Raw genomic sequence first — 1,996 nt, forward strand, 5'->3', positions numbered from 1 at the left:
CAGTGGGCGGCGCTTTTCATCGAAAAGCTCCAGCTTGATACGAAACCCTTCCCGCGCAAAGATTGCCGCTTGCACTTGCTCCTTCGTCGCCATCGAGCGTTGGTTCAGGGATACGTCTAAGTCGCCTGCGCACAAACTGCCACGGCGCCCCCGGCAGCATCATCGTCTTTCCGCTTTAGAATAGGCTTCAGCTTGCCTTGGCCGGTGCGGCACGGCATCTACGTCCAATAGCTTCGTCAAGAGCCGAGGTCGGCCCGAAACCTCCAGAAAGGACCATCGCCGTGTCTCCCACTTCCGCCACGAACGCGACGCTGGGCGATTCTCTGACTATCGTCCGAGAAGCGTACGCATATCTCTACCCGCTGATTCTGATGGATATCACCCGGAAGCAGCTGACAAATGCCGACGCGAAGGTCAATCCGATCGGCGGCCCCGCCAACGCATTCACACACGTTCGCGCGTTTCCAACCGCGCAGATGCGCGCCGTAGTACGGCCAAACTTCGACACACTTTACTCGAGCGCGTGGCTCGATCTTACCGATGGCCCCGCGATCTTGTCGACGGCAGATACCGGGGGCCGCTATTTTCTGCTGCCGATGCTCGATATGTGGACCGACGTTTTCGCCGTTCCCGGCAAGCGGACCAACGGTACCGGCGCGGCGAGCTTTGCGATCGTACCGCCGGGTTGGAACGGCGATTTGCCTGCGGGCGTCGATCGAATCGACGCACCGACGCCGTTCGTTTGGATTATCGGACGCACCCAAACCAACGGCGTCGGGGACTACGGCGCGGTCCATCGCATTCAAGACGGATATACCATCACCGCGCTCGTTGATTGGGGCAAGGCGCCCCGCGCGATCGAGCAGCACGTCGACCCGAGCGTCGACACAAAGACCGAGCCGCTGCGTCAGGTACAAGACATGCCCGCGGCAGCGTACTTCGCCTACGGCGCCGAGCTGATGAAAGCCAACCCGCCTCATTTGACCGACTGGTCGATTCTCGCTCGCATCGCGCGGATTGGGATTGAAGCCGGAAAGAGCTTCGACGCAAGCAAAGTGAGCGCCGAAACGCTGACGGCCGGGGCCGCGGCCGGAATGCAGCTGATGCTGGAAAAGATGCCGACCCTGGCGCGCGTCGCGAACGGCTGGGAGATGAATACCGACACGATGGGCGTCTATGGCGACTATTACTTGAAGCGCGCGATCGTCGCGCTGGCCGGGCTGGGCGCAAACCAACCCGAGGACGCGATCTATCCGCTCAACGTCGCCGACCGTTCGGGCGCGCCGGTCGTGGGGGAAAATCGCTACGTCCTGCACTTCAAAAAGGAAGAACTGCCTCCGGTCAGTGCGTTTTGGTCGCTGACGATGTACGATGCGCAAGGCTTTCAGATCGCCAATTCGATCGACCGTTTCGCGATCGGCGATCGCGACGAGCTCGAGTACAACGCCGACGGATCGCTCGATCTCTACATTCAGAACGAGAGCCCCGGCAGCGACAGGGAATCGAACTGGCTGCCGGCGCCCCAAAGCGGCGCGCTGGGGCTAACGTTGCGGCTCTACGCTCCGCGGCCTCAAGCGCTCGACGGGCGCTGGAACCCGCCGCCGATCGACCGCGTATAGAATAAGACCGGCTCCCCGTTGTAAAGGCTCTCCTCGAGAATTTCGTAGCCGCATTTCTCCGCGACGCGCCGTGACGCCGCGTTTTGCGGATTTATCAGGCAGAAGCTCGTTGGCTGCGCGACGTTTGCATCGGCCCAAGAGAGTGCCGCGCGCGCCGCCTCGGTGGCATAGCCTTTTCCGTGCGCGCGGGGAACGATTGCGAACCCGAGTTCGGGGCGGCCTCTCAGGGACGCAGAGACGTCGCGTTTGAAATCGGCGAGGCCGGCCTCGCCAACGAACTCATTTGAGCCCTTCTCCTCGATCGCCCAATAGCCAAATCCCAAGAGCGCCCAATGGCCGATGTACGTGCAGATTCTCGACCACGTCTGCTGCTCGGT

General features: G+C 61.8%; 2 protein-coding genes. One reads left to right on the forward strand and one right to left on the reverse strand.

The features are described 5' to 3' along the window. Positions 1–281: 281 nt before the first annotated feature. On the forward strand, positions 282–1,619 hold the full coding sequence (locus VGG51_11320) for a DUF1254 domain-containing protein (GenBank protein HEY1883619.1): 1,338 nt from the start codon (positions 282–284) through the stop codon (positions 1,617–1,619). Here the strand turns inward: VGG51_11320 and VGG51_11325 are convergent. Continuing rightward, the coding region (locus VGG51_11325; GenBank protein HEY1883620.1) for a GNAT family N-acetyltransferase at positions 1,571–1,996 on the reverse strand (426 nt) is incomplete at its 5' end. The two genes, VGG51_11320 and VGG51_11325, sit on opposite strands and share 49 nt — an antisense overlap.

It is taken from the genome of Candidatus Cybelea sp. (assembly GCA_036489315.1).
GTDB lineage: Bacteria > Vulcanimicrobiota > Vulcanimicrobiia > Vulcanimicrobiales > Vulcanimicrobiaceae > Cybelea.